The following is a 24,592-nucleotide window of genomic DNA, read 5'->3' as shown; positions in this document are numbered from 1 at the left end:
CCGTTGGCTTTCTTTACTGCAGCGCGGCCAGTTGCCGGCGCAGCGCGGCGTTTTCGGCTTCGAGCTCGGCAATACGGACCTGCAGGCGTTCCAGCTCGCTGGCGGGTGCCGTCTCGGCGCCCGCCACGGCCTCTTGCGGCGCAGGCTTGGGCTTGCTGGGTTTGCTGGCCTCGCGCACGCGCTTGGCGGCCTGCTTGAGCTCATCCTTGCCGCCGGCCGCAGCGGCCACCTGTTCCTCGACCGGCAGGCTGGCCACCGCGGCGGCCGCATTGATCGAGATCTCGCCGGCCTTGACGGCGGCGACAAGTTCAGGAGCCGCTTGTTTCTGGATCTTCTCGATCTGTACCACCTGGCTGCTGCTGATGCGGGCCGCCCGGGCGATGGCCTCGCGGCTGTTCAGCGCCTCGGCCGGCGGCAGCTCTGGGGCCGTGCTGTCGGCGGGGGCCGGCAGCGGCTCGCTGGCAAGGATCTGGGCGCGGCGCTGCGCCACCAGTTCCTTCTTTCGCAAGGCCAGTACGCCACGCTGGAAGTCCGACACGCTGCGCCGGCCCAGATGCTGGTCGATCATCCACAGATGCACGTCCTCGATGGACTTGAAGCGTGAATTCTGCACGGTCTGGAAAGGCAGGCCGTGCTTGCGGCAGATGCCGTAGCGGTTGTGGCCGTCGACCAGCACCTCGCCCCACAGCACCAGCGCGTCGCGACAGCCTTCGGCCAGAATGCTGCGCTCAAGCGCCGCGTGTTCCTCGGGAGTCAGCGGGTCGATGTAGGCGCGCAGGTCTTCGTTGACGATGATGTTCATGGGCTCGGGTCGGTTCGCTGGGGGGCGGATTTTAGAGGGTCCTCGCGAAGCAGGCTGTTACGCCTTGGGTCGTCTTGAAACCCCTGCGGCGGCGGCGGCCCTGCAAAATTCGGGCATGCCGCCGCTCGAGCGGGTGCTCCCCAAAGTTGTCCGAGGTCCTCCCACATGCTGATCACCTGCTCTCATTGCCTGAGCAAAAACCGCGTTTACGAAGCGGGTGCCCGGTACAACCCGGCGTGCGACCACTGCACCCGGCCGCTGCTGGACGGTGGATCGGTGGAACTTGGCGAGACAAACTTCGACGCCGTGGTCAGCGGCACCGAGCTGCCTATTGTGTTGGAGCTGACCGCCGCCTGGTGCGTGCCCAGCCGCATGATGGCGCCCCAGCTGGCGCTGGCGGCACGCCAGATGAAGGGCCAGGTGGTGTTCGCCCGGCTCGACACCGACAAAAATCCGCGCCTCGCCCAGCGCCTGGGCCTGCGCGGCCTGCCCGCGCTGGTGCTGCTGCGCGACGGCCAGGAGCGCCAGCGTATCAACGGCGCGCTGCAGGCACCGCAGATCATCGAGTGGTTGGAGCGGGACTGGGTGGTGTAAGCCCCGTCATCGCGTTTGCCGCCCTTCAGTCCGCAAGCGCTGAAGGACTGGCACCGCAGTCCCGCATCAGCAACTGCAGCAGCAGATCCGCCTGCACAGCGTCGGTCCAAGCCTCGCTCTCCAGCAGGGTGCCCAGGCGCGGCGCATCGGCGGCGGCGCTGGCCAGCAGGTGAACGTCGAATGTTTGGTCCGGTTCGTCGAACGAGACGTCCACGTCCATGCCGCGCCGCAGCTCGAAGACCTGGGTGAGCCGACGGCTGTTCTTGCGTTTGTGGCCTACCTCCAGCCTGCAACCGTTGCTCAGCGCGAAGCTCCAGCGCCTCTGGGGGTGGGCCTCGGCACCGATCTCGTTGAGGGCCGACAGGCGCTGCTCATTGCCCATGTCGAAAGGGCTGATCAGCGGCGCGCTTTTGCCCGGGTAGCCCTCGGAGCAGCCGAGCAGGAGCAGCACTGACAGGGCCGTGCAACAGCTCTTAAGTGCGCCGGTCACTGTCGTGCTCCTCGGCCCGCGCCGCGCGGCTGGCCAGCACCTTGTCTATGGTCTTGCCATCCATGTCGACGATCTCAAAGCGCCAGCCCTCCCACTCCACCGTGTCGGCCACCTTGGGCAGTCGACCTGTCAGCAGCATCATCATCCCGCTGAGCGTGTGATAACGGCCGCGCTCCTCCTCGGGAACCTCGTCCAGTTCCAGTCGGTCCTTCAATTCGGGCACTGGGATGTGTCCGTCCAAGAGCCAAGAACCATCAACTCGCTTTACCGCCCAGGAATCGGCCGGATCGCCTGGCTGAAACTCGCCGGTGATGGCCTCCACCAGATCTTGCAAGGTCACCAGGCCCTGTACTTCGCCGTACTCGTCGATGACAAAGGCCATGTGCACATGCGAGGAACGGAAGTTGTCCAGCAACTCCATGCCGGTCAGCGTCTCCGGCACATAGAGCGGCTGCTGCAGATGCTCATCGAGCTTGGGCGCACCGCCGCGCATCAGCTGCGACAGCAGCTGGCGGGCATTGACCACGCCGACGATGTTATTGAGCCCTTCGCGCACCACCGGGAAGCGTGCATGGTCAGAGGACTCGATGCGGGCCAGGTTTTCCTCCAGCGGCAAATTCAGGTCCAGGCAGACCACGTCGCCGCGCGGCACCATCAGCGAGCTAATCTGGCGGTCGTCGAGCCGAAATACATTGCGCACCATGGTGTGCTCGTGCGACTCGATCACCCCGGCGCTGGTGCCCTCGGCCAGCACCGCATGGATCTCCTCTTCGGTCACATTGAAGCTGCTGCTGGCCTTGACGCCCAGCAGGCGCAGCAAGGCATTGGTCGAGCCCGACAGCAGGCGCACAAAGGGCTTGGTCGCGATCGCCAGTGCCGAGATCGGCGTGGCCACGAGCCGGGCCACCGCCTCCGGGTTCGACTGGCCTAGGCGCTTGGGCACGAGTTCGCCCAGCACAATGGAGAAATAGGTGATCAGCACCACCACCAGCGCGGTGGCACCGGGTCGGGCGACGTCGGGCTGCATGCCAAGCGTCTGCAGCCACAGCGCCAGCGGTCCGGCCAGCGCAGCCTCGCCGACGATGCCGTTGAGCACGCCGATCGAGGTGATACCGATCTGGATGGTGGACATGAAACGGGTCGGATCCTCGCCCAGCTTGACGGCCGCGGCGGCGGACTTGTCGCCTTCGTCGATCAGCTTTTGCATGCGCGCCTTGCGCGCAGTGACCAGGGCGATCTCTGACATGGCGAACAGGCCGTTGATCAGGATCAGGACAAATAGTAAGGCGATTTCCATGAGAGCGGGTGGGCCGTGTCGACGTCGGATGAGTGCGCCCGCCGGCGGCGAGCCGGGGCGCAGAAAGCCCGGCCAGCGGGCAAGGCGCGCTCAGGCGCGCAGCGCGTCGGTCTTCGGCGGCCGCAGCGGCGTCTCCGCGCGGCTGGTCGGCGGGCGCGGATCGACAGCGCTCAGTGCCGCCGTGGGCGCCGGGGCCGGGGCGGTCAGCAGGCTCTCAGGGGGCGGGATTTCGGAGACATCGTCCGAGGTATCGCCCAGCTCGAAGGCCAGGTCGGCCACATTGCCGCTGAAGCTGTCGCCCAGGGCCTCGGGGTTTTGATGCCCCTCGATCCGCAGCTGCCCGGCATTCGCTTCATCGGAAGCGACGATACCGACAGCGGCGAGGCCGTAGACCGGGATCAACAGGGCAATGAGAAGGGCGCGGAGCCAGCGGGGCATGAGGGCGATTGTAGCCAGCAGCGCTGCCGGGGTCGGCGATAGCCGTCGGGCTCGGTCGCAGAGATCGGACCTGGTGAAGGTGCGATATCGGTATTGTGACTGTCGCTGACCGTCAGCCGTAGTTGCTGATCCATTCGATACCCTGGGCATGGGCCACTGCTATCGCGACTTCGGCGGTTGGGTGGGCGCCGCGCGGGACTGAGATCGTGCGGGGGCGACTCGGCCATGCATGCCTGGATACGACCAGTGCCGGCTCGAAGCGACCGCTGTCGTTAATTTCGGCACTGCAGACCAGCGCATAGTCTTTGTGTCTGAAGGTCTGCGACACGGCCATGATCATCTCCAAGTCAAGCCTGGAGTATGCGCGCCAGCGGTCGGCACAGCAGCGCGGCCATGCTGTGTTGGCTGACGCACAGACGAAACGCGCAGATGCCGGCAGTGTTTGCCCGCGGACTCATCTGCGTACCGGGCCATGCCATGGATCGACTGATCCTGGTCCATGCGGCGTGGTCAGGCGCTGGGTGGGTCTCTCAAGGAGTGCGTATGCAGTTCGAAGATCGCAGCGATGGCCAGTATCGGATCTATGCTGGCACGATGGAGATGTGCAAGGGCCGCGGCTTCCTCGCCGCCGTGGTCGTGCATCGAACTGGTGAAGGGCAACCGCAAGAGGTCTATCGCGATATGGGCCTGTCGTGCAGCTACCCCTGGTCCTCCTCAACCCAGGCCTTGATCCATGCGCTGGCCGATGGCGCCCACGCGGTGAGGGCCGAACAGCTGCGCGATGCGAGTCGGCATGCTTGGCGCGCGAGCCTCGCTGCTACCGCACCAGCGCCACCGACTTGACCTGTGCCCAGACCTGCAAGTCGGGCCGCAACTGCAGCTCGTCGGCGGCCTTCTTGGTGATGCGTGCTAGCAGCACAGCCGGCCCGCAGCGCAGCCGCAGCAGCAACTGCGACGGGTGGGTGTGCTCGGCCATACTGTCGATCACGCAGGGCAGTTGGTTCTGGATGCTGCTGTGGCGTGGCGGTTGGGTCGCGACGCTGACATCGCGCGCCAACACTCGCAGCCGCAGCGGCTGACCCGGGGTCAGACCGCTGTCGCTGAGCCACAGGCTGCCGCCATCAAAGGCGACGCGGCACAGATGCCAGCGTGGGTCGCGCTCGGCCAGCGTGCCGTTGAGCAGCGCGCCCGCGTCATCGCCCAGGTGCAACGGGTTGTCGATCGCGGCCAGCAACTCGGCCACCGGGCCCGCAGCACGGACCTGGCCCTGGTCCAGCAGCACCATGTGGTCGGCCAGGCGGGCCAGCTCGTCGACCGCGTGGGTGACGTAAAGCATAGGGATGCTGAGCTCGTCGCGCAGCCGCTCCAGCCAGGGCAGGATCTCCTGCTTGCGGGCCAGGTCCAGCGCGGCGAGCGGCTCGTCGAGCAGCAGCAGGCGAGGGCCGGTGGCCAGCGCGCGGGCGATCGCGACGCGCTGGCGCTCGCCGCCCGAGAGCTGGACGGTCGAGCGCTTGAGCAGCCCGCCGATGTCCAGCAGCGCTATGGCCTGCTGCAGCGCCTTTGCTCCCTGTACCCCGCCGGCGCGCCTCAGGCCGTAGTGCAGGTTGCCCTGCACATCGAGGTGCTCGAACAGGCTGGCCTCCTGAAATACATAGCCTAGCGGGCGTCGCCACGTGGGCAGGCACAGCCCGGCCGCATCGTCCTGCCAGCACTCGCCGCCGATCCGCACCAGGCCGAGGGCCCCGCGCTCCAACCCCGCGACGCTGCGCAGCAGGCTGGTTTTGCCACAGCCGGAGGCGCCGAACAGGGCGGTGATACCGCGCGCCGGCAGTTCGATGTCTACGGCCAGCTCGAAGGCCGCACGCGGCAGGCGCAGGCGGATCTGGTGGGCCGGGCTCATAGCAGCGAGCGACGCTTGTTCATCAGTGCGAGGATCAACAGCACGGCGAAGGAGAACAGCAGCATGCCGCCGGCCAGCCAATGGGCCTGGGCATACTCCAGCGCCTCGACATGGCCGTAGATCAGTGTCGAGACCACACGGGTCTGTCCCGGGATATTGCCGCCCATCATCAGCACCACGCCGAACTCGCCAACCGTGTGCGCAAAGCTCAGGATGGTCGCAGTGACCAAACCCGGCCGGGCCAGCGGCAGGGCGACTGTGAAGAAGGCATCGAGCGGGCGGGCACGCAAGGTCGCTGCCGCCTCCATCGCTCGCGACCCGATGGCCTCGAAGGCATGCTGAATCGGCTGAACCGCGAAGGGCAGGGAAAACAGGATGGAGCCGATCAGCAGACCGCTGAAGGTGAAGGGCAGCGTGCCCCAGCCCAGTGCTAGCGTCAGCCGGCCCAGCGGGCCGCTCGGTCCCATCAGCACCAGCAGATAAAAGCCGAGCACGGTTGGCGGGAGCACCAGTGGCAGGGTCACCAGCGCGGCGACTGGCGCCCGCCAGCGCGAGCGCGTCTGTGCCAGCCACCAGGCCAGCGGCGTGGCCAGCAACAGCAGCAAAACGGTGGTCAGGCCGGCCAGCTTCAGGGTCAAAGCGATTGCCTGCCAGGCGGCGGAGTCGAGCGGCATTGCTGCGGCCCCTTACAGCTCGTAGCCGTGGGCGCGGATGATGGCGCGGGACTTATCGCTGCGCAGGTACTGCAGCAGTGCCGTAGCGGCCGGATTGCCGAGTCCTGCTTTGAGCAGCAGCGCGTCCTGGCGTATCGGATCGTGCAGGGTGGCCGGCACGATCCAGGCCGAGCCTTGGGCGATGCGCCCGTCCACTTGCACTTGGCTCAACGCGACAAAACCCAGTGCCGCGTTCTCGGTGGCGATGAACTGATAGGTCTGGGCGATGCTCTCGCCCTGCACGAACTTCGGCATCAGCGCTTCCAGCAGGTCCAGCTTGCCCAGGGCCTGGACGGCGGCTGCGCCATAGGGCGCCAGCTTGGGGTCGGCCAGCGCGATGCGTTCGAAGGCACCTGCCTTTGTCAGCACCGCGCCCTGGGCATCCACCAAGCCAGGCTGCTTGCTCCACAACACCAGCCGGCCGGTCGCGTAGCTGAAGCGGCTGTCGGCCAGACCCAGGCCCTCGGCCACCAAGCGCTGCGGCGTCGTGACGTCGGCGGCCAGCAGCAGATGGAATGGAGCGCCGTTCTTGATCTGGGCGTAGAACTTGCCGGTCGAGCCGAAGGCCAGCTTGGCCTTGTGTCCGCTGTCCTGCTCAAAGGCCTGGACGATCTTGAGCATTGGCGCGCTGAAATTGGCGGCAACGGCCACCTGCACCTCGGCCGCATGAGCTCTGCCGAGAAGCACTGCGGTCAGCAGCACCAGGGCGGAGAAACGAATCACGGCAACCTCGCTATTCCGAACAAGAATAGCGCCAGTATAGGCCGATGGTTAGGATGCGCGTATGAAGAGAAATGATGCCCACTCCAACCTGAGCGAGGTCCTGCGGCATCAGGCCGGCGACAAGCGCATTGACATCCTGCGCCGTGTCGGCGCGGTCGGTTCGATTTCGCAGGCGGCCCGCGAGGCCGGCGTCAGCTACAAGGCGGCCTGGCAGGCCATCGAGACCCTGAGTAATTTGGCCGGCACGCCCATGGTCGAAAAGCTGGTCGGCGGCGCGGGCGGCGGCGGCGCGCGGCTGACCGCCGAGGGCGAGCGGGTGCTGGCGGCCGAGGCTGCGCTGAGCCGCTCGCGCGCCGAGGTGCTGGCCCTGCTCGCCCAGGGTGGCACAGTGGCCGGCACCGGCGTGCGCACCAGCATGCGCAACCAGTTCCCCTGCTGCGTCACAGCGCTGCGGGCACAGCAGGGGCTGCTGAGGGTGGAGTTGGCCCTGCCCCAAGGCGGGCGGCTGTTCTCGCGCATCACGCGCGAAAGCGCCCAGCTGCTGGGGCTGGCGCGCGGTCTGCCGGTGCTGGCTCTGTGCAAGGCTACGGCGGTGCAGATGGCGGCGCAGATCGAGACCGGCCCGGCGCGCAATCTGCTGCCGGGCACGGTGCTGCGCCGCTCGCGTGCGGCCGGTGAGGTCGTGCTGCAGCTGGCCGGCGGCATCAGCCTGGTCGGCTTCGCAGCGGCCGGCCACGGGCTGGAGCCGGGCCGGGCCGCGCAGGCAGCGGTCGACGAGGCCGGCGTCGTGATCGCGCTGCCCGGTTGAGGCAGACGCGGTGTTGGCGCTCAGGATCTGAGTCTTTCAAGAATTCGAGGAAAAGCATGTTCGTGGTTTGCGGCGAAGCGATTTTTGATGTGTTCGCGGCCGGTGAGACGCCCACCGGTCTGCTGCTGGATGGGCGTGTCGGCGGCTCGCCGTTCAATGTGGCGGTGGGGCTGGCACGGCTGGGTCAGCCGGTCTGCATGCTGACCCAGATCTCGAAGGACTTTCTCGGCGAGCGGCTGATGCGCGTGCTGCAGGCCGAGGGTGTCGACACCCGTGCGGTGCAGCGCGCCGGCGCGCCGACCACGCTGAGCCTGGTCGGCTTCGACGCCCAGGGCTTGCCCGCTTACACCTTCTATGGCCAGGGCGGCGCCGACCGCCTGCTGAGCCCGGACGCACTGGACGCGCTGCCGGCTGCTGGTGCGAGCGTGATCCATCTTGGCTCCTATGCCAGTGTCGTGGGCCCCGGCGCAGCGACGCTGCGCACCCTGGTCGAGCGTGCGCGGGGCCGCAGTCTGATCGCCTACGACCCGAATGTCCGTCTGAATGTCGAGCCGGACTTGGCGGTCTGGCGCGCGCAGATCGAGTGGATGCTGCCGCGCACTGATGTGCTCAAGCTCAGCGAGGAAGATCTGGGCCTGGTCTATCCGGGGCGGGTGCCGGCAGACTTCGCGGCCGCTGCGCTTGCCTGTGGAGTGGGCTGCGTGGTGTTGACGCGGGGCGCGCAGGGGGCCGTGGCCTGGAGTGGGGCTGGCCGGGTCGAGGCCGCGCCGGTTGACGTCGCAGTGATAGACACGGTAGGCGCTGGCGATACCTTCCAGGCCGCGCTGCTGACTTGGATGGCCGAGCACGCGGCGCTATCGGCTGGCGCGCTGGCGGCGCTGTCACGGCCGGCGCTGGGCGAGGCCCTGTCCTTCGCTGCGCGGGCGGCCGCCATTACCTGCTCGCGCCGCGGCGCCGATCTGCCGCGCCGCGCCGAACTGCCGGTCTAGACTGCGCTCAGCGGCTCGCTTGCCGGAAAGTGTTGCGCCCGGCCGCCTTGGCCTCGTAGAGCGCGGCATCGGCGCGCGCCAGCAGCTCGGCCGCCGTGATAGTTCCGCCCTGGTGCTGGGCCAGGCCGATACTGGTTGAGACCTGGAGCTGCTGGCCTTGAAGCTCGAACGGCGGGCCCATTACCTCGACGATTTTGGCAGCTACGGTGGTCGGCTCGGCATCGCTGCCCAAGCCTTCAAGGATGATGACGAATTCGTCGCCGGCTAGCCGCGCCACCGTGTCGGTGCTGCGCACGCTGCGCTGCAAGCGGCGCGCGAATTCCTGCAACACCGCGTCGCCCATCGCGTGGCCCAGGCCGTCGTTGATGGACTTGAATCGGTCGATGTCCAGGAAAAGCAGTGCCAGTGCGCTACCCCCACGCTGGGCACGCCGCAACGCCTGGCCCAGCAGTTCGTCGAAGTGATGGCGGTTCGGCAGGCCGGTCAGGCTGTCGTGCCGGGCCAGCAGCTGCAGCTCGCGCTGAACCGATTTCAGTGCCGAGACATCCTGGCTGAGCGTATAGAGGCCTTGCACAACGCCGGAGGAGGCGATGTCCGGCAGGTACTCGTTTTTCAGCGAGCGGCTCACCCCCAGCGTGTCGGACTGCAGCTCGAAGCTGACCGCCTCGCCGGCCAGCGCGCGGCGCAGCCAGGGCGCTCGCTGCGCATACAGCGTCTCGCCGATCACCTCGCGAAGCGGCCGCCCCATCGCCGCGCCGGGCGCGATACCCAGCCAGTCCTTGAAGGTGGCGTTGACGAAAAGCAGGCGCTCCTGCGCGTCGAGATAGCCAATCAGCACTGGCAAGTGGTCGGTGATGTCGTGCAGGCGCTTTTGGGCCGCGCTCAAGGCCTCCTGCGTGTCCAGCATGGCCTGTTCGCGGCGGCGCTCTGCCGTCACATCGCGGCTGGTGATGGCCACGCCGTCGCCTACCGGCACCACCTGGTGCTGCAGCACCAGGCCCGCGGCTGGCGGCGTCTCGATGACGAACTCATTGCGTAGCGGCTGGCCGCTTTCCAGCACCTTGGCATACATCTCGAAAAATCGCGGGTCGCGAGCGGTCTTGAATACCTCGGCGCGGGTGTGCCAGAGAATCTGCTCCTTGGGCCGACGCAGCAGCTCTGCACCGCGGTCATTGCAGTGGGTGAAGCGGAAGTCGAGCAGGCGGCCGTCGGCGGCACGCTCGGCGCGCAGGATCCAGAAAGCGTCCAAGCTAGCATTCGAGGCCGCTTCGAACTGGGCGCGCGCCCGCTCGCGCGAGGACTGGCTGCGCCGCAGCGTGATGGCCGCGAAGCTCAGGCCGCCGAAGGCCAGCATCAGGGCAAGGCTGGCCAGCCCAGTGCCGCGCAGCGCGGCGGCGCGCCGCGCTTGGTAGGGCGCCAGAGCCTCGGGCAGGCTCAGGCCGGTGAAGACCACCATTTGGTACTCCTCCAGCGTCTGGTAGGTCATGCGGCGGTGCACACCGTCGAGCCGGCTGGTGGCAAGGTAGCTGCCCTGGGGCCAGCGCGCCAACTGATGGATCAGGCTGCCCCTGCCGGAGACCTCGCCGAACCAGACTCGCTCACCCGAGCGCCGCGCCCGCAGCACCCAGTCCTGGCCGAGCAGGCCCACGACTCCGTGGTCGCCGAACTGACTGGCGCGGTAGAAGTCGGTAAAGTAATAAGGGTCCATCACAACGCCGACGATGCCGGCAAAGCCACCGTCTGCACGCTGCAGCCGCCGAGTCAGATGAAGGCGCCACGAGGGGTCGCCGGCGATCTGCTCGGGCGTGCCGATATGCAGGCCCCGGCGCTGGCCCTCCCGGTGCACCAGGAAGTGCGGACGGGCCGCGATCTCGCCCGGCGGCTGCGAGCTGCTCAGCAGCCGGCCCTGGGCATCGGCGATATAGAGCGATTTGACGCCCGGCAGATCGTCCAGTCCCAGCCTGAGCAGTCGGGCCAGTCCGGCTTCGGCCGCGGCGCGCTCTGTGCTGCGGCCCAGGCCGCTCTCCAGATCGCTGGCGACAAAGGCGGTGATCTGGTCGATCTGCTGCAAGCTGCGCCGCGTGTGTTCCGAGAAGGTCTGGTTCAGCCCGCTGCCGCGCTGCTCGATCTCGCGCTCGACCAGCGCGCGCTCGCCGTCCAACGTCTGCAGCACCATCCACCAGAGCGCGGCCATGATGGCCAGGCCCAGGGCCGGCAAGGCCCAGATGAGCAAATCAAGCTTGCTGACGGACCGGGCCGGGGATGGCAAGCGCATGAGCGCTCCTGCTGCTGGCGTTGCATCCCTGGCGATGCAGGCTTGGCGAAAGAGTACGACAGCCTGATTTGTGCAATTAGCATACGCCGGCGCCTGAGCGCCGTGAAGTTCGGGCAACAGCCTAGATGGGGGGGAGCGAGCCCCGGCGCCGCGCGGCGAAGTCGCAGAACCAGTCGACACAGCCGGCATTGGCCATCGCATCGCGCTTGAATACCGTCTCGGGCGCCGCACCCAGCAGAAGTTTTTTGACTGGCAGCTCCATTTTTTTGCCCGACAGGGTGCGCGGGATCGCCGCCACCTGCCAAATCTCGTTGGGCAGATGGCGGGCTGACAAGGCGCTCCTGATCGCTTCTCGTAGCCGCTGCGTCAGCGCCTCATCGAGGGTCAAGCCCTCGCGCAGCACGAGGAACAGCGGCATATAGCTGTCGCGCCCCAGGTATTCGAGGTCCACCACCAAGCTGTCCAGCACTTCGGGGAACTTCTCCACCGCGCGGTAGAGCTCGGCCGTGCCCATGCGTATGCCGTGGCGGTTGATCGTTGCATCGGATCGGCCGTAGATGATGGCGCCGCCCTCGGGCGTGATACGCAGCCAGTCTCCGTGGCGCCAGATCCCCTCGCCCTCGGGGCCGCGGTACATCTCGAAGTAGCTCTCACGGTAGCGGCTACCGTCGGCATCACCCCAGAAGCGCAGCGGCATCGACGGCATAGGCCGAGTACAGACGAGCTCGCCGACCGCATCGCTCAAGGCCTGGCCTCGACCGTTCGCATCGGGCTCGCCATAGGCGTAGACCGCGGCGCCCAGGCAGCGGCATTGCATCTGGCCGCGCCGCAGTGGCAGCGTCGGCAGGCCGGCCAGGAAGGCGCCGGCGAAGTCGGTGCCGCCGCAGATGCAGGCGATCCAGATCGGCAGCCCGTCGACCTTGGGCAGGCGTTGCCAGATCCAGTCATAGCTCTCGTCGGCCAGCGGGCTGCCGGTGGCACCGACCGCGCGCAGCGCCCTCAGATCGCCGACCTCCGGCGGCCGCACATCAGCCTTCAGGCAGCTGGCGTAGAAGGCCGCGCCCGCGCCGAACCAGCTGACCTTGGCCAGCGCCGCGAAGCGCCAAAGCGTGCCCCAGTCCGGCCGTTCTCGCGGGCCGCCCGGACTGCCGTCGAACAGGCAGATCGTCGTGCCGCCCAGCAGCGCATTGACCTGGCAGTTCCACATGATCCAGCCGGTCGAGCTGTACCAGTGAAAGCGGTCCTCGGGCCGCAGGTCGTTGTGCAGCACCCCGCCCTTGAGCGCCTCCAGGACGATGCCGCCATGGCCGTGCACGATGGGCTTGGGCAGGCCGGTGGTGCCGCTGGAATAGACGATCCATAAGGGATGATCAAAGGGCAGAGGTTCGGGCGCCACCGGGGCCAGGTCCTTGCGTGAGAGCAGCGTGTTGAAGTTCAGCGCGCCAAACGCGGTCGTGTCCGCCTGCGGGTCCAGCCAGGGCAGCAGCACCAGTTGCTGCAGGCTGGGCAGCCCGGCGCGCAGCTCGCCCAGCAGCGCTCGGCGGTCGACCGCCTGGCCGCCATAGACGTAGCCGTCCACGGCAACCAGCACGGTGGGCTCGATCTGACGGAAGCGGTCCAGCACCGCCATCGCTCCCATGTCCGGCGAACAGACCGACCAGACCGCGCCGAGGCTGGCTGCGGCCAGAAAGGCGATGGCGGTCTGTGGGATATTGGGCATATAGGCGACGACCCGATCGCCACGCTGCACGCCCAGCGCGCGCAGCGCCGCCGCGAAGGCACCAACCTGGCTGCGCAGTTCGGGCCAGCTGAGCTCGGCCACTTCGCCGCGCGACAGCATGGCCTCTGTGCTCCAGACGATGGCCGGCCGCTCAGTGCTGATCTGGGCATGGCGCAGCGCCTGGTCCGCCAGGTTCAGCGTGGCTCCCTCGAACCAGCGCGCGCCGGGCATGCGGTCATCGAGCAGGGCGCGCTCGAACGGCGCCGTCGAGCGCAGCTCGAAGAATTCCCACAGGCTCAGCCAGAAGGCATCGAGCTCGGTGATGGACCATTGCCACAGGTCCTCGTAGCGCTCGAAGGCCAGGCCGCGCGACTCGCGCAGAAATCGCTCGTAGCGGCGGATCTGGGGCTCGGAGCTTGGGCTGTCGTGCGTGTGCATGGGTCGATGATGCCTCTTCAGTCGCGCAGCCGGTGTCATGCAGGTGCCAAGCCCTGCACGAAGCGGCGCGACTGTCACGGCGCCGTCACGCCGCAGCCACAAAGCCTCTCCAGCATGCGGCTCTCGCTCTCCGCCCGCCCATGCCCTCTTCCACCGACGCAGTTCTTCGCAAGACCGACGCCGCCCGGCGCCTGCTGGCCGGGCCACGCCAGGCCTTGCCGGCGGGTCTGCGCATGCTGCTGATCATGGTGGACGGGCGCCGCAGCCTGGGCGAGCTGCAAACCCTGGCCCAGGGACTGGGTCTGGCGCCGCATCAGGCCGTCGAGCGGCTGCTGGCCCAAGGACTGGTGAGCGGGGCGGTATCTGAGCCGGCGGCTGCGCCGGCCGGCGCAGCCGCAGCCGCTCGGTTGATGCGCGCCAAGTTCTTCGCGCTGGACCTGGCCGCTCGCATGCTGGCCGGGCGCGACGCGGCGCTGCGAGAGGCTGCCCGTACGGTGGACTCCGAATCAAGATTCGTCGCCTGGATGGACCACTGCGCAGCCGAGATCGCCCTCGCCGCAGACGCGGAGCGCGCCGCGCTGTTCAGGGAGCGGGTGGGGGCGGTGCGGTGAGGGTCGCCGGGCTCGCTTCAGACATCGCTGCTCAACCGATCTGCACAAACCGCCACCAGTCGCGCGCGAACGGATGGCGCCAAAACCCATGCACTCCGGGCTGGCTGACGTCGGTGCGCAGCGCATGCCAGTGCGGCAGATACGGGACGTAGGCAAGCAGCAGGCGGTTGGCCTCGCGCATCAGGGCCAGACGCTCGGGGCCGTCGGGCAGCGCGCGCTGGGCCTCGTAGAGGCGGTCGTAGGCGGCCAGCTTGAAGCGGGCGTCATTGCTCTGGTCAGCATTGGGGCCGTAGGCCATGCCGAGGAAGAAGTCGGCATCGGGGAAAGAGATGTTCCAGGAGAAGCCCCAGATCTGCAGCTGGCCGGCCAGCGACCTCTTGATCAGCTCGCCGAAGGTGCCGGTCTCGAAGACCATGCGCAGACCGACGGCGTCCATGCGCTTTTTCCACAGCTCGTCGAGCGCGCGCTGGCGCGAGGTGTTGACGCCGGCCATACGCAGCAGCAGCTTGGAGCCGTCAGGGTTCTCCAGATAGCCATCGCCGTCGACATCCTTGTAGCCCCATACATCGAGCAGCGCGCGGGCGCGCGGCAGATCGGGTGTGCTCATCTCGCTCTTGAGCAGCGGGTCGTGGCCATAAACGGCCGCCGGCAGCAGCGACTGGGCCGGCACGCCCTGGCCCTTGTAGACCTGCTGCAGCTCGACTTGGCTGTCATAGGCCAGCGCGATGGCGCGGCGCAGTGCCACCTTTTCCGGCGTGTAGCCGCCGACCTGCGGGTCGTTGAAGTTGAAGAAGGAGAAGCGCACATCGGCGCCCAGCGTGCTGCGCGCTGTCACGCCCTTGCGCTGCAGCGCCGGCGCCAGCCTTCCGCCCGGCAGGGCCAGCGGTGCGACGCCGGGCGGCATCTCGACGACGTCCAGCTCGCCGCCCTCGAAGGCCAGCCAGCGCGGCTGATCCTCCTCGATGATGCTGACCTGCACTTGGTCGACCAGCGGCAGGCGCTTGCCCTTGAGCCGCTCGGCCAGCAACTGCGCGGCCGGGTCGTCGGCTGGGGCCTGGCTGTCGAACCACTGCTCGCGAAACTGCGGGTTACGCGCCAGCAGCACTTGCGAGCCGCGCCGCCAGCTGGCAAGCCGGAAGGGGCCGGTGCCGATCGGATGGGCCATGATGTCGGCGCCATAGGCCTCGACCACCTCGCGGGCGACTGCCGCGCTCAGCCCGGCATTGGCGAACACATAGATGAAACGCGGATCGCTTTGCGCCAGCCGCACTTCGAAGCGGTAGCGGTCCAACGCGCGCAGGCCCGCCACCGGCGTGTCGTAGTCCAGCCCAGTCTTGGCCTGCAGGGCGCGCTGGCGCAGCTCGCTCAGACCCAGGACCTTGGCGCCCTCGAACTGGTAGAGGTGCTCGGTCTTGATGCGCGGGTCGTAGTAGCGCTTGATGCTGTAGACATAGTCCTCGGCCACCAGCTCGCGCGGCTTGCCCTTGAAGGCCGGATCGTCGCTGAAGAGCAGGCCGGGCTTGAGTGTGAAGACGAAGCGGCGGTAGTCGTCGGTGATCTCGGGCAGCGCAGCGGCCGTCTGCGGCCGCAGCTCTACCGGCCGGGCCAGGCAGTCGAAGGTCAGCGGCGACTCGAAGATGTGCGCGTTGATGATGACCGAGGTCTGGTCAGAGACCTGAGGCGGATCGAAGCCGACCTCGGCAGCGTTGAAGGCGGTGCGCAGGGTCTTCGTTTTCTTGCTTACGGGCTGGGCCTGCAGCAGGGCCGGCGCGGCACCCAGCGCGGCGGCCGCGCCCAGCAGATCTCGGCGCTTCATGGCTTCGTGCGCGGCAACACGTCGATCAGATGCCAGAACTCGTTGCGGAACAACGGCCGCCGGTAGCCGATCAGCCAAGGCTGGGCGATGTCGTTGACGATGCGGTGCACATGGGTCTTGGTGGGCATATAGGCGGTCTGCAGGCGCTTGGCCTGCAGGAACAGGGCCTCGCGCTCGGGGCCATCGGGCAGGGCCTGCATGCGCTCGTACAGCGCATCGAACTCGGCGCTTTTGAAGCGCGACAGGTTCTGGTTGCCGGCTTGCGGGCCGTAGAAGCGCTGCAGGGCCTGCAGGCCGTCGGGCGCGTTCGCGGTGGTGCCCATCATCCACAGCTGCAGCTTGCCGGCGCGAGCGGCCTTCAGCTGCTCTGGCCATTTGCCGGCGAAGAACTTGGTGCGGATGCCGACACGCTTGAAGTTGATCGTCCACAGCTCGTCATATTGACGCGACAACGCGTCTGGCTGCGTTGCGACCTCCAGCGCCAGCTGGCCGCCATCGGGTTGGTCGCGCCAGCCGTCACCGTCCTTGTCGACATAGCCATACATATCAAGCAGGGCGTTGGCGCGGGCCGGGTCAAAGTCACCGTTCTCGCTCTTGAACTCAGGGTCGTAGCCGCTGGTGTGAGGCAGCAGCGGCGACTGTGCGGGAATCGCTTGGCCGCGCCGCACCAGGCGAATCTCGCGCTCCACGTCCAGTGCCAGCGACAGCGCGCGGCGCAACGCTACCCGCTCAGGCGTGTAGCCGCCAATCACCGGATCATCCATATTGAAGTAAGTGAAGGCGCTGTCGGCATTGATCAGGCGACTCAGCTGCATGCCCTGCTTGGCGAGGTTGGGCGCCAGCTTGCCGTGCGGCAGCGCCACCGCCACGAACTCGGGCGGCACGCGGTCGATCAGCTCATGTTCGCCGCCCAGAAAGGACAGCCAGCGCGGCTGCGATTCCTCGATGATGCTGACCTCGACGCGATCCACCATCGGGATGCGCCGGCCCTTGAGTTGGGCCAAAATCGCCTGGCCCTCGGCGTCGTCGGCGCGTGGCTGGGCCTCGTAGACGCGCTCGCGGTAGCCTGGGTTGCGCTCCAGAACGATCAGCGAGCTGCGCCGCCAGTCCTTCAGCACATAGGGGCCGGTGCCGACCGGGTGGGCGCTGACTTGCTCGCCATAATGCTGCACCACCTCGCGGGCCACGGCACCGAACAGATCATTGGCGGCCAGCATTTCGAGCAGACGCGGGCGCGGGCTCTTGAGCCTGATCTGCAGCGTGTGGCGATCCAGCACGCTCAGGCCTTCGATGTGGCTGTCGTAGTCGAAAGGGGTTTTGTTCCTCAGCGCGGCCTCGCGCCGCTCGGCCAGGCCCAGAATGCCTCGCTCCTCGACCGACGCCCACATGGGGCTCTTGACGGCCGGGTCGGCAAAGCGCATCAGGCTGAAGACATAGTCCTGGGCTACCAGTTCGCGTCTCTTGCCTTTGAAGGCTGGATCGTCGGCGAAGAAGATGCCGGGCTTGAGCTTGATGGTCCAGCGGGTGAACTCGGCATTGACCTCGGGCAGAGCCGCCGCTGTCAGCGGCACGATCTTGACCGGCAGGGCCAGCGGGTCGTAGCCGTAGAGCGCCTCGAAGATGTGGGGCGTGACGGTGCGCGAGTAGGTGTCGCTGACCTGGGCCGGATCGAAGCCGGTCTCGGCGATCGGGAAGGCATAACGGAAGGTCTTGGGCTCGACGCCGGCCGCCACCTGGCACAGGGCGGCCAGCATGACCAGGACGATGCGCTTGATCATGGGCGTTGGCTGGGGTCGACGTCCACCCACTGCCAGAACTGCTGGCTAAATGGCGGCCGCTTGTAGCCGATCAGCCAGGGCTGGCTGAGGTCGCTGATGACGCGGTGGACCAAGAACTTGATCGGCATATAGGCCGTTGTGAGTTTCTGCGCCTCGCGAAGCAGGGCCAGGCGCTCGGGGCCGTCGGGCAGGGCCTGCATCTGCTCGTAGATCGCATCGAAGCGCGCCAGCTTGAAGCGGCTGAAGTTCTGGCCGCCGGCCGATGGACTGTAGAGCAGCTCCAGACCCGGCTGCACATCGGGCGAGTTGGAGCTGAAGCCCAGCTGCCACAGCATCAGCTGGCCCGCGCGCGCGGCCTTCAGCTGCTCTGGCCATTTGGCCACCTTGACCTCCAGGCGTATGCCCAGCGCGTCGAGGTCGCGCTTCCACATCTCCTCGAAGGAGCGCGAGCGCGCATCGGGCGAGCTGGCATAGCGGATCACCAGCGGCTTGCCGTCCGGCAGATCGCGCCAGCCGTCGCCGTCACGGTCGACATAGCCGAACAAGTCCAGCAGGGCTTTGGCTCGGACCGGATCATGGTCGCTGTTGGGGCTCTTGTACTCGGCATCGAAGCCGAAGGTGTAGGGCGCGACCACGCTTTGCGCCGGTACTGCCTGGCCGCGCCAGACATTGCTGACCTGGCGGCCCACATCGGTGCCAAGGCCGATGGCGCGGCGCAGCGCCACCTTGTCGGGCGTGTAGCCGCCGACCACCGGGTCCTTCATATCCCAGTAGTACATGAAGCGGTCGGAGGCCAGCACGCGCTCTAGCTGCATGCCCCGGCGCGCCAGATTGGGCGCGAGCTTGCCGTGCGGGATGGCCTGGTTGGCGAATGGCGCGGGCAGCACCCACGAGAGTTCGAACTCGCCGTTCAGAAAGGACAACCAGCGGGGCTGGTCTTCCTCAATGATGGCCACCTCGACCCGGTCCACCATGGGTAGACGCCGGCCCTTGAAGCGGGCCAGCAGGGCCTGGCCTGCCGCATCGTCGGCGCTGGGCTCGGCATCATAGAAACGCTCGCGGTAAGCGGGATTGCGCTCGAACACCATCAGCGAGCTGCGCCGCCACTGCTTCAGCACAAAGGGGCCGGTGCCGACCGGATGGGCGCTGATCTTGTCGCCGTAGAACTCCACCACCTCGCGCGCCAGCGCGCCGAACAGGTCGCCGCTGGCCAGCGTGAACAGCAGCCGCGGGCGCGGCGCGGCGAGCTTGAGCTGCAGCGTGTAGCGGTCCAGCGCCCGCAGGCCCTCGACGGGGCGGTCGTAGTCAAAAGGTTTCTTGTACTTCAGCGCGTCCAGGCGCAGCTCGTCCACGCCCAGCATGCCAACGTCCTTGAGCGTCGAATAGATCGGGCTCTTGGTCGCGGGGTCGAAGAAGCGCTTGAGGCTGTAGACGAAGTCCTCGGCCACCAACTCGCGCCTGGCGCCCTTGAACGCCGGGTCGTCGGCAAAGAAGATGCTGGGCCGGATCTTGATGGTCCAGGTCCGGAAGTCGGCCGAGTGCTCGGGCATGCCCTCGGCGACATTGGGGCGTATCTTGTAGGGCCGGGCCAGATAGTCGTACTCGTACAGCCCATCGAAGATGTGGCTGGTCATGATGCGCGAGTACAGGTCGTTGAGCTGGGCCGGGTCGAAGCCTGTCTCGGCCGCGTTCAGCGCATAGCGCAGCACCTTGGGCTCGGCGGCCTGCTGCGCCCGTGCGGGCTGGGCCACTAGCATCACCAGGGCCAAGCCGCCGCCAAGCAGCAGGCGGGCGATCATGGCTTCTTCACCGGCTCGATGTCCACATAGCTCCACCAGTCCTGCTTGAACGGGTGGCGGCGGTAGCCGATCAGTTGGGGCTGGGCCAGATCGGTGATGAAGCGGTGGGCCTTATGCTTGTAAGGCATGTAGGCTGTCATCAGGCGCTCGCTCTCGCGGAACAGGGCCGCGCGCTCGGGTCCGTCGGGCATCGGTGCGGTCCGCTCGAACAGGCGGTCGGCCGCCGGCAGGCGGATGCGCGCGAAGTTCTGGCTGCCGACATAGATGGAGGAGAGACTGCTCAGGAAGTCTTGCGGATCGGGCATCGATGCCGAGGTGGCCAGGCTCCAGATCTGGAACTTGCCGGCCCGCAGAGCCTTGTAGTTTTCGGGCCATTTGCCCGGCTTGAACGTGACCCGCAGGCCGACCTTGGCCAGAGACTTCTGCCACAGCTCATCGATCTGGCGCTGCGAGCCGTCCGGTGTGGTCAGGCTTTCGAGCACCAGCGGCTTTCCATCGGGCTGGTCACGCCAGCCGTCTGCGTCCTTGTCAACATAGCCATACATCTCGAGCAGGGCCTTGGCGCGGGCCGGGTCGTAGTCGCTCATCTCGCTCTTAAATGCGGGGTCGTAGGCGCTGGTGCCGGGCGGATAGATCGACTGCGCGACGATGGCCTGATTGCGCCGGGCCACACGGATCTCCTGCTCCATATCGGAGGCCAGCGAGATCGCACGGCGCAGCGCGATGCGCTCGGGCGTGTAGCCGCCGATCACCGGGTCTTCCAGATTAAAGACCCAGAAACCCACGTCCGGGCTCAGCACGCGGTACCCGTGCATGGCTCTCTTGGCCAGATTCGGCGCCAGTTTGCCGTTGGGCATGGCTTGGCTGATGAACTCGTTGGGCACCCGCTCCAGCAGGTCGAACTCGCCGCCCAGGAATGCCAGCCAGCGTGGTTGACCCTCCTCGATGATGGACACCTCGACGCGGTCGATCATCGGGATGCGTCGGCCTTTAAAACGTGCCAGCAAGACCTGACCCTCGGCATCGTCGGCGCCGGGTTCGGCTTCGTAGAAGCGCTCGCGGTAGCCGGGGTTCTTCTCCAGCACGATGCGCGAGCTGCGCCGCCAGTCCTTCAGTACAAAAGGGCCGGTGCCGACCGGGTGTTCCATGGTCTTGCCCGGATAGGCCTCGACCACCTCGCGCGCCATCGCGCCGTAGAGGTCGGTCTGCGCCAGGGTCTGCGGCAGGCGCGGACGCGGCTTGTCCAGGCGCAGCTGCAAGGTATAGCGGTCCAGGGCGCGCAGGCCCGCGATGGGTCGGTCGTAGTCGAAGTTCTTATTGCCGCCGCGCAGCTCGGCGCGGTACTCGGCCAGGCCCGTGATGCCCAGCGCCTCGACCTCGCTCCAGTGGCTGGAGGCCACCTCGGGGTCGGCCACCCGCTTGATTGCGTAGAGATAGTCCTCGGCCACCAGTTCACGCTTGTTGCCCTTGAAGGCGGGATCGTCGGCGAAGAAGATGCCGGGCTTGATCTTGAAAGTCCAGGTGCGGAAGTCCTCGCTGTGCTGCGGCATACCGTCTGCTGTCAGCGGGATCAACCGGGCCGGCCGCGCCAGATGGTCGTAGCTGTACAGGCCCTCGAAGATATGGGCCGTGATGATGCGCGAATAGATATCGCCGATCTTGGCCGGGTCGAAACCAGTCTCGGCGATCTGGAAGGCGTAGCGCAGGACCTTGGGCTCGGCGGCGAGCGCCGAGCCCGTCATCAACATGGCGGCCAGGGCTGCTGTACCCCAATGCTTCAGTTTCATGATGCGATCTTCTTCTTTTGGCTCGTGTCGATCTCGACGTACTGCCAGAACACATTGCCGAAGATCGGCCGCTTGAAGCCGATCAGCCAGGGCTGGGTCAGGTCATTGATGATGCGGTGCACGACGTATTTTTGCGGCATATAGGCCAGGTTGATCTTCTGGGCTTCGCGCAGCAGGGCTAGGCGCTCGGGTCCGTTGGGCAGGTCGCGCATCTGGCGGTAGATCTCGTCGAAGCGATCGTTTTTGAATCGGCTGAGGTTCTGGCCACCGGCCGAGGGGCCATATAGCAGGTCCAGGCCTGGCTGCACATCGGGTGCGGCGTCGGAGAAGCCCAGCATCCAGATTGGCAGTTGGCCGGCCCGCGCGGCTTTGAGCTGTTCGGGCCACTGGGCCGCCCGAACCTCGATGCGCACGCCCAGTGCATCCATATTCTTCTTCCACATCTCGTCGAAGCTGCGCGACAAATCGTCGGGCTGGCTGGCATAGCCGATCAGCAGCGGTTTGCCGTCCGGGAAGTCGCGCCAGCCATCGCCGTCGGCGTCCTTGTAGCCGTAGATGTCCAGCAATGCCTTGGCGCGCGGCAGGTCGAAGTCGCTGTTCTCGGTCTTCAGCTCGGGGTCATAGCCCCAGGTGCCGGGTGCCACAAAGGTCTGGGCCGGCACGGCCTGGCCGCGCCGCAAGGTTCGGATCTCGCGGCCCACATCGGTGGCCAGCGAGATCGCGCGGCGCAGCGCCACCTTCTCCGGCGTGTAGCCGCCTACCACCGGATCTTCCATATTGAAATAGAACAGCGTGCGGTCGGTGTTGACGATGCGCTGCAGCTGGATGCCTTGCTTGGCCAGGTTGGGTGCCAGCTCGCCCTGCGGCAAGGCTACCGCAGAGAACTCCAGCGGCACCGAGATCAGGTCGAACTCGCGGTTCAAAAAGGCCAACCAGCGCGGCTGGCTGGTTTCGATGATGGAGATCTCGACGCGGTCGACCATCGGCAAGCGCCGGCCCTTGAAGCGGGCCAGCAAGGCCTGACCTGCGGCATCCTCGGCATTGGGCTCGGCGTCGTAGAAGGCCTCGCGGTAGTTGGGGTTGCGCTCCAGGACCAGCTGTGAACTGCGCCGCCAGCTCTTGAGCATGAAGGGCCCGGTGCCCACCGGGTGCTCCATGGCCTTTTCGCCGTAGTGCTCGATGACCTCGCGGGCCACGGCGCCGTACTGGTCTCCGCCGGTGATGGCTTCGATGAAGCGCGGGCGCGGCTCCTTGAGCTTGAATTGCAGTGTGTAGCGGTCCAGGGCTTTCAGACCTTCGACCGGTGCGTTGTAGTCGAAGGGCTTCTTGTTCTTCAGCGCGTTTTGGCGCAGCTCGTTCAGGCCGAGAATGCCTTGGTCGTTGAAGCTGGAATAGCCCGGGCTCTTGGTGGCCGGGTCGAAAAAACGCTTGAACGAGTAGACATAGTCCTCGGCCACCAGCTCTCGCTTGCGGCCCTTGAACGCCGGGTCGTCAGCGAAGAAGAGGCCCGGCTTGATTCGTAGCGTGAAGCTACGGAAATTGTCGGCCACTTCCGGCAACGCGACCGCAGCATTGGGCTTGATCTTGTAGGGCCGGGCCAGGTAGTCGTATTTGTAGAGCCCGTCGAAGATATGGCCGGTGACGATGCGCGAGTACAGATCGCTGATCTGCGCCGGGTCGAAGCCGGTCTCGCCGGCGACGAAGGCATAGCGCAGCACCTTCGGCTCGGTTGGTGTTGTCTGAGCCTGGGTCAGCCCGAGCTGCAGGGCCACCAGGCCGGCCAGGCCGGCGCGCGCGAGAGTGTTGATCATTGTTGCGGGCGTTTGCTGTTGTCGATGTCCACAAACTGCCACCAGTCCTGCCAGAACAGCGGGCGGCGGTAGCCGATCAGCCAAGGCTGGGTCAGGTCCGTCAGCAGGCGATGGGCGTGGTTCTTGTATGGCATATAAGCCACCGCGATGCGCTTGGCCTGCGCGAATAAGTCTAGGCGTTCAGGGCCGTCTGGCATGGCCTGCATGCGCTCATAGAGGGCGTTGAACTCGGGGTCGTTGAAGCGTGACAGGTTTTGCCCGCCAGTGGCCGGGCCGTACAGGCGCTGCAGCGCGTTCTGTCCGTCGGGCCTCGAGGCCGAGGAGCCGACGCCCCAGATCATGAAGTTGCCGCCGCGCGCGCTCTTCAGGTTTTCCGGCCACTTGGCGGTCTTGAACTCGACCCTGAGACCGACGGCTGCCATATTCTTCTGCCACAGCTCATCGAGCTGGCGTGACTGGTTGTCGGGCTGGGTGTTGCGCACCAGGGTCAACGGCTGGCCGTCGGGCAGCTCGCGCCAGCCGTCGCCGTCGCGGTCCAGATAGCCGTACATGTCCAGCAGTGCCATGGCGCGTGCCGGATCGTGGTCGCCCATCTCGGTCTTGAAATCTGCGCTGTAGCCGGTGGTGTGCGGCACGACCGGCGATTGGGCCGGGATCGCCTGGCCGCGCCGTACCAGTCGGATCTCGCGGTCCACATCGATGGCCAGCGAGATCGCGCGGCGCAGCGCCACCTTCTCAGGTGCCAAGCCGCCTACGATGGGGTGGTCCATATTGAAGGTGGTCAGCGTTGCATCGGAGCCAACGACCCGCAGGCCCTGGATGCCGCGCTTGGCCAAGTTTGGCGCGACCCGGCCGTTGGGCAGGGCACTGGCAATGAACTCGGGCGGCACGCGCTCCAGGAAGTCCTTCTCGGCATTGACGAAGCTCAGCCAGCGCGGCTGCACCTCCTCGATGATGGCGATCTCGACGCGGTCGACCATTGGCAGGCGCCGGCCCTTGAAGCGCGCCAGCAAGGCTTGACCCTCTGCGTCATCGGCGGCCGGCTCGGACTCGTAGAAGCGCTCGCGGTAGCCGGGGTTTTTCTCCAGCACGATTTGCGAGCTGCGCCGCCAGTTCTTCAGCTGAAAGGGGCCGGTGCCTACCGGGTGGGCCATCAGCTTGTCGCCGTAGTGCTCGACCACCTCGCGCGCCAGCGCGCCGTAGAGATCGGAGCCGGCAAGCACGGTCTCCAGCAGGCGCGGGCGCGGCTGCTCGGTGCGCAGTTGCAGCGTGTAGCGATTCAGCGCGCGCAGACCTTCAACCGGGGCGTCGTAGTCGAAGGGCTTCTTGCTTGCCAATGCCTTCTCGCGCAGCGCCTTCAGGCCGATGAAGCCGACATCCTCGAAGGTGGCCCAGCCCGGGGCCTTCAACGCCGGGTCGGCAAAGCGCTTGAAGCTATAGACGAAGTCCTCGGCCACCAGCTCGCGCCGGGCGCCCTTGAACGCGGCATCGTCGGCAAAGTGGATGCCGGGCCGGATGCGGATCGTGAAGGTCCGGAAGTCGGGCGAAGCCTCAGGCAGGGCCACCGCGACCAAGGGCTTGAGCTTGACCGGGCGGGCCAGATGGTCATAGGCGTAGAGCGCCTCGAAGATGTGCGCGGTGACGGTGCGCGAGTAGATGTCGGAGAGCTGCGAGGGGTCGAAGCCGGTCTCGGCAATCGGGAATGCGTACTTCAGCACCTTGGGCGGTGGTTTGGCAGGCGCCTGCGCCTGGACCGCTACCGCCACAAGAGCCAGACAGACCCCGATCAAGTAGCGCCGCATC

At 67.0% G+C, this 24,592-nt stretch carries 21 protein-coding genes; 5 read left to right on the top strand and 16 right to left on the bottom strand.

Features of this window, described 5'->3' with window-relative positions:
- Positions 1 to 13: 13 nt before the first annotated feature.
- On the bottom strand, positions 14 to 802 hold the full coding sequence (locus tag OOZ63_RS09380; protein WP_266005176.1) for a plasmid replication/partition related protein: 789 nt from the start codon (positions 800 to 802) through the stop codon (positions 14 to 16).
- A 165-nt stretch (positions 803 to 967) separates the two neighbouring features.
- Between OOZ63_RS09380 and OOZ63_RS09375 the strand changes: the two genes are divergently transcribed.
- Entirely contained in the window at positions 968 to 1,396 is a 429-nt protein-coding gene (locus OOZ63_RS09375) for a thioredoxin family protein (protein WP_266005175.1), read from the top strand.
- A gap of 25 nt (positions 1,397 to 1,421) precedes the next feature.
- Here OOZ63_RS09375 and OOZ63_RS09370 read toward each other — a convergent pair whose 3' ends face one another.
- From OOZ63_RS09370 to OOZ63_RS09355, 4 genes are all read right to left on the bottom strand, one after another.
- A complete protein-coding gene (locus OOZ63_RS09370) occupies positions 1,422 to 1,886 on the bottom strand; it encodes a hypothetical protein (RefSeq protein ID WP_266005174.1) in 465 nt (154 codons plus the stop codon).
- On the bottom strand, positions 1,870 to 3,183 hold the full coding sequence (locus OOZ63_RS09365) for a hemolysin family protein (RefSeq protein ID WP_266005173.1): 1,314 nt from the start codon (positions 3,181 to 3,183) through the stop codon (positions 1,870 to 1,872). Before OOZ63_RS09365 ends, OOZ63_RS09370 begins: the two co-directional genes overlap by 17 nt.
- A gap of 90 nt (positions 3,184 to 3,273) precedes the next feature.
- Positions 3,274 to 3,621, bottom strand: coding sequence for a hypothetical protein (locus OOZ63_RS09360; protein WP_266005172.1), 348 nt, complete (start codon positions 3,619 to 3,621; stop codon positions 3,274 to 3,276).
- Between the two features lie 112 nt (positions 3,622 to 3,733).
- On the bottom strand, positions 3,734 to 3,955 hold the full coding sequence (locus OOZ63_RS09355; protein ID WP_266005171.1) for a hypothetical protein: 222 nt from the start codon (positions 3,953 to 3,955) through the stop codon (positions 3,734 to 3,736).
- A gap of 209 nt (positions 3,956 to 4,164) precedes the next feature.
- On the opposite strand from OOZ63_RS09355, the gene OOZ63_RS09350 reads away from it, so the two are divergent.
- A complete protein-coding gene (locus OOZ63_RS09350) occupies positions 4,165 to 4,464 on the top strand; it encodes a hypothetical protein (RefSeq protein WP_266005170.1) in 300 nt (99 codons plus the stop codon).
- On the opposite strand, the gene modC is transcribed toward OOZ63_RS09350, so the two are convergent.
- Genes modC through modA form a run of 3 tightly spaced genes read right to left on the bottom strand, consistent with a single transcriptional unit; the run spans position 4,439 to position 6,957 of the window.
- Entirely contained in the window at positions 4,439 to 5,521 is a 1,083-nt protein-coding gene (modC, locus tag OOZ63_RS09345) for a molybdenum ABC transporter ATP-binding protein (protein WP_266005169.1), read from the bottom strand. The genes OOZ63_RS09350 and modC overlap by 26 nt on opposite strands.
- Positions 5,518 to 6,195, bottom strand: a complete 678-nt coding sequence (gene modB, locus OOZ63_RS09340) for a molybdate ABC transporter permease subunit (protein WP_266005168.1) — start codon at positions 6,193 to 6,195, stop codon at positions 5,518 to 5,520. Before modB ends, modC begins: the two co-directional genes overlap by 4 nt.
- A 12-nt stretch (positions 6,196 to 6,207) precedes the next feature.
- Positions 6,208 to 6,957, bottom strand: a complete 750-nt coding sequence (gene modA, locus OOZ63_RS09335) for a molybdate ABC transporter substrate-binding protein (protein WP_266005167.1) — start codon at positions 6,955 to 6,957, stop codon at positions 6,208 to 6,210.
- A gap of 61 nt (positions 6,958 to 7,018) precedes the next feature.
- Here modA and OOZ63_RS09330 point away from each other — a divergent pair, with 61 nt between their 5' ends.
- Positions 7,019 to 7,765 carry a TOBE domain-containing protein gene (locus OOZ63_RS09330; RefSeq protein WP_266005166.1) on the top strand — a complete coding sequence of 249 codons (747 nt, stop codon included), beginning with the start codon at positions 7,019 to 7,021 and terminating at the stop codon, positions 7,763 to 7,765.
- Positions 7,766 to 7,821: 56 nt separating this feature from the next.
- A complete protein-coding gene (locus OOZ63_RS09325) occupies positions 7,822 to 8,754 on the top strand; it encodes a carbohydrate kinase family protein (protein ID WP_266005165.1) in 933 nt (310 codons plus the stop codon).
- Positions 8,755 to 8,761: 7 nt separating this feature from the next.
- Here the strand turns inward: OOZ63_RS09325 and OOZ63_RS09320 are convergent, their stop codons facing one another.
- Together OOZ63_RS09320 and OOZ63_RS09315 are read right to left on the bottom strand one after the other, a co-directional pair.
- Entirely contained in the window at positions 8,762 to 11,029 is a 2,268-nt protein-coding gene (locus OOZ63_RS09320) for a diguanylate cyclase domain-containing protein (RefSeq protein ID WP_266005164.1), read from the bottom strand.
- 121 nt (positions 11,030 to 11,150) lie between these two features.
- On the bottom strand, positions 11,151 to 13,187 hold the full coding sequence (locus OOZ63_RS09315) for an acetoacetate--CoA ligase (RefSeq protein WP_266005163.1): 2,037 nt from the start codon (positions 13,185 to 13,187) through the stop codon (positions 11,151 to 11,153).
- 140 nt (positions 13,188 to 13,327) lie between these two features.
- On the opposite strand from OOZ63_RS09315, the gene OOZ63_RS09310 reads away from it, so the two are divergent.
- Positions 13,328 to 13,798, top strand: a complete 471-nt coding sequence (locus OOZ63_RS09310; RefSeq protein WP_266005162.1) for a hypothetical protein — start codon at positions 13,328 to 13,330, stop codon at positions 13,796 to 13,798.
- Positions 13,799 to 13,829: 31 nt separating this feature from the next.
- On the opposite strand, the gene OOZ63_RS09305 is transcribed toward OOZ63_RS09310, so the two are convergent.
- The 6 genes from OOZ63_RS09305 to OOZ63_RS09280 are packed head-to-tail and all read right to left on the bottom strand — an operon-like array spanning position 13,830 to position 24,591.
- Positions 13,830 to 15,614, bottom strand: coding sequence for an ABC transporter substrate-binding protein (locus OOZ63_RS09305; RefSeq protein WP_266005161.1), 1,785 nt, complete (start codon positions 15,612 to 15,614; stop codon positions 13,830 to 13,832).
- A complete protein-coding gene (locus OOZ63_RS09300) occupies positions 15,611 to 17,392 on the bottom strand; it encodes an ABC transporter substrate-binding protein (RefSeq protein ID WP_266005160.1) in 1,782 nt (593 codons plus the stop codon). The genes OOZ63_RS09305 and OOZ63_RS09300 overlap by 4 nt, the downstream gene beginning before the upstream one ends.
- Positions 17,389 to 19,191 (bottom strand): ABC transporter substrate-binding protein, encoded by a 1,803-nt coding sequence (locus OOZ63_RS09295; RefSeq protein WP_266005159.1) that lies wholly within the window; start codon positions 19,189 to 19,191, stop codon positions 17,389 to 17,391. Before OOZ63_RS09295 ends, OOZ63_RS09300 begins: the two co-directional genes overlap by 4 nt.
- Positions 19,188 to 20,978 carry an ABC transporter substrate-binding protein gene (locus OOZ63_RS09290; protein ID WP_266005158.1) on the bottom strand — a complete coding sequence of 597 codons (1,791 nt, stop codon included), beginning with the start codon at positions 20,976 to 20,978 and terminating at the stop codon, positions 19,188 to 19,190. Before OOZ63_RS09290 ends, OOZ63_RS09295 begins: the two co-directional genes overlap by 4 nt.
- Positions 20,975 to 22,789, bottom strand: a complete 1,815-nt coding sequence (locus tag OOZ63_RS09285) for an ABC transporter substrate-binding protein (protein ID WP_266005157.1) — start codon at positions 22,787 to 22,789, stop codon at positions 20,975 to 20,977. The genes OOZ63_RS09290 and OOZ63_RS09285 overlap by 4 nt, the downstream gene beginning before the upstream one ends.
- Complete coding sequence (locus OOZ63_RS09280) at positions 22,786 to 24,591, bottom strand: ABC transporter substrate-binding protein (protein ID WP_266005156.1); 1,806 nt, start codon at positions 24,589 to 24,591, stop codon at positions 22,786 to 22,788. The genes OOZ63_RS09285 and OOZ63_RS09280 overlap by 4 nt, the downstream gene beginning before the upstream one ends.
- Between the last annotated feature and the right edge of the window lies 1 nt (position 24,592).

The sequence above is a fragment of the Paucibacter sp. PLA-PC-4 genome (genome assembly GCF_026241155.1).
GTDB lineage: Bacteria > Pseudomonadota > Gammaproteobacteria > Burkholderiales > Burkholderiaceae_C > Roseateles_E.
The sequence above is the reverse complement of the archived record's forward strand: the minus strand, read 5'-3'. Positions and strand labels throughout refer to the sequence as shown.

What these genes read in the sequence shown, in the direction of transcription:
- OOZ63_RS09355 (WP_266005171.1), bottom strand. Translation starts at nt 3,955, where the DNA reads ATGGCCGTGTCGCAGACCTTCAGACACAAAGACTATGCGCTGGTCTGC.
- OOZ63_RS09330 (WP_266005166.1), top strand. Translation starts at nt 7,019, where the DNA reads ATGAAGAGAAATGATGCCCACTCCAACCTGAGCGAGGTCCTGCGGCAT.
- OOZ63_RS09315 (WP_266005163.1), bottom strand. Translation starts at nt 13,187, where the DNA reads ATGCACACGCACGACAGCCCAAGCTCCGAGCCCCAGATCCGCCGCTAC.
- OOZ63_RS09280 (WP_266005156.1), bottom strand. Translation starts at nt 24,591, where the DNA reads ATGCGGCGCTACTTGATCGGGGTCTGTCTGGCTCTTGTGGCGGTAGCG.
- OOZ63_RS09380 (WP_266005176.1), bottom strand. Translation starts at nt 802, where the DNA reads ATGAACATCATCGTCAACGAAGACCTGCGCGCCTACATCGACCCGCTG.
- OOZ63_RS09320 (WP_266005164.1), bottom strand. Translation starts at nt 11,029, where the DNA reads ATGCGCTTGCCATCCCCGGCCCGGTCCGTCAGCAAGCTTGATTTGCTC.
- OOZ63_RS09365 (WP_266005173.1), bottom strand. Translation starts at nt 3,183, where the DNA reads ATGGAAATCGCCTTACTATTTGTCCTGATCCTGATCAACGGCCTGTTC.
- OOZ63_RS09310 (WP_266005162.1), top strand. Translation starts at nt 13,328, where the DNA reads ATGCCCTCTTCCACCGACGCAGTTCTTCGCAAGACCGACGCCGCCCGG.
- OOZ63_RS09375 (WP_266005175.1), top strand. Translation starts at nt 968, where the DNA reads ATGCTGATCACCTGCTCTCATTGCCTGAGCAAAAACCGCGTTTACGAA.
- modB (WP_266005168.1), bottom strand. Translation starts at nt 6,195, where the DNA reads ATGCCGCTCGACTCCGCCGCCTGGCAGGCAATCGCTTTGACCCTGAAG.
- OOZ63_RS09360 (WP_266005172.1), bottom strand. Translation starts at nt 3,621, where the DNA reads ATGCCCCGCTGGCTCCGCGCCCTTCTCATTGCCCTGTTGATCCCGGTC.
- OOZ63_RS09325 (WP_266005165.1), top strand. Translation starts at nt 7,822, where the DNA reads ATGTTCGTGGTTTGCGGCGAAGCGATTTTTGATGTGTTCGCGGCCGGT.
- OOZ63_RS09285 (WP_266005157.1), bottom strand. Translation starts at nt 22,789, where the DNA reads ATGATCAACACTCTCGCGCGCGCCGGCCTGGCCGGCCTGGTGGCCCTG.
- OOZ63_RS09295 (WP_266005159.1), bottom strand. Translation starts at nt 19,191, where the DNA reads ATGATCGCCCGCCTGCTGCTTGGCGGCGGCTTGGCCCTGGTGATGCTA.
- OOZ63_RS09300 (WP_266005160.1), bottom strand. Translation starts at nt 17,392, where the DNA reads ATGATCAAGCGCATCGTCCTGGTCATGCTGGCCGCCCTGTGCCAGGTG.
- OOZ63_RS09350 (WP_266005170.1), top strand. Translation starts at nt 4,165, where the DNA reads ATGCAGTTCGAAGATCGCAGCGATGGCCAGTATCGGATCTATGCTGGC.
- OOZ63_RS09290 (WP_266005158.1), bottom strand. Translation starts at nt 20,978, where the DNA reads ATGAAACTGAAGCATTGGGGTACAGCAGCCCTGGCCGCCATGTTGATG.
- OOZ63_RS09305 (WP_266005161.1), bottom strand. Translation starts at nt 15,614, where the DNA reads ATGAAGCGCCGAGATCTGCTGGGCGCGGCCGCCGCGCTGGGTGCCGCG.
- modC (WP_266005169.1), bottom strand. Translation starts at nt 5,521, where the DNA reads ATGAGCCCGGCCCACCAGATCCGCCTGCGCCTGCCGCGTGCGGCCTTC.